Origin of the sequence: Planomonospora alba, assembly GCF_039534085.1 — a bacterium.
GTDB classification, from domain to species: domain Bacteria; phylum Actinomycetota; class Actinomycetes; order Streptosporangiales; family Streptosporangiaceae; genus Planomonospora_B; species Planomonospora_B alba.
Window position 1 is genome coordinate 1 of the sequence record NZ_BAAAUT010000157.1, and the last position, 1,111, is coordinate 1,111.

Consider the following 1,111-nt stretch of genomic DNA (forward strand, 5'->3'; position numbering starts at 1 on the left):
GTCGCGCACGGAGGGCCCAGGCCTGTCCTCCGGAGCGGCCCCGGCTCGGGGCTCCGGCTGCTCGGACACCTGGTCAGGGAAATCGGTCACGGCCACCCGGACATCGTACGGGGCTCGTCACCCCCGCACCTCAAGAAACATCCCGTACATACCCAACCGGGGAGCTTCCCCTCTTCAGGGGCGGGCGCGGCGCCCGCGGGCGGAGGCGGTGGGCGGGATGGGCCAAGATGGAAGGGTGACGGACAACGGCAGGCTGGTGCTGGCGGGGGCTCCGATCGGGCAGGCGGGCGACGTCTCGCCGCGCCTGCGCCAGGCGCTGGCGGCGGCCGACGTGGTGGCCGCGGAGGACACCCGCCGGCTGCGCCGCCTCGCCGCCGACCTGGACGTGGAGATCGGCGGCCGGATCGTCTCCTACTACGACGCCAACGAGACGGGCCGGGCGGCCGAGCTCCTGGAGGTGCTGCTGGCCGGCTACACCGTGCTGGTCATCACCGACGCGGGCATGCCCGGCGTCTCCGACCCCGGCTACCGGCTGACCCGCATGGCCGTCGACGCCGGGGTGACGGTCACCTCCCTGCCCGGCCCGTCGGCGGTCACCACCGCGCTGGCGGTCTCCGGGCTGCCCAGCGACCGGTTCTGCTTCGAGGGCTTCCCGCCGCGCAAGCCGGGCGAGCGGGCGCGGCGGCTGGCCGCGCTGGCCGCCGAGGAGCGCACGATGGTGTTCTTCGAGGCCCCGCACCGGCTGGCCGCGACCCTCGCCGCGATGGCCGGGGCGTTCGGGGCCGACCGCCCCGCCGCGGTCTGCCGGGAGCTCACCAAGACCTACGAGGAGGTGCGGCGCGGCGGCCTGGGAGAGCTCGCCGAGTGGGCCGGGCAGGGCGTCAAGGGGGAGATCACGCTGGTGGTCGCCGGGCACGTCCAGGAGCCCACGGAGCCGGTCATCGAGGACCTGGTCGCGGAGGTCGCCCGGCGCGAGGAGGCCGGGATCCCGCGCAAGCACGCGATCGTGGACGTCGCCAAGGCCGCGGGCATTCCCAAACGCGACCTCTACGACGCGGTCCATCGGAGCTGACTTGTCAGCATAATCTCCTGAATGGGAGCGATGCGGGAG

The 1,111-nt window shown here is 74.3% G+C and carries 1 protein-coding gene; it reads left to right on the forward strand.

The features are described 5' to 3' along the window. Positions 1 to 217: 217 nt before the first annotated feature. Positions 218 to 1,072 (forward strand): 16S rRNA (cytidine(1402)-2'-O)-methyltransferase, encoded by an 855-nt coding sequence (gene rsmI / locus ABD823_RS34390; RefSeq protein ID WP_425566704.1) that lies wholly within the window; start codon positions 218 to 220, stop codon positions 1,070 to 1,072. The last annotated feature ends 39 nt before the right edge of the window (positions 1,073 to 1,111 follow it).

Bases quoted from the DNA above. Each gene is read 5' to 3' on its own strand.
- rsmI (WP_425566704.1), top strand. From the start codon at position 218: ATGGGCCAAGATGGAAGGGTGACGGACAACGGCAGGCTGGTGCTGGCG.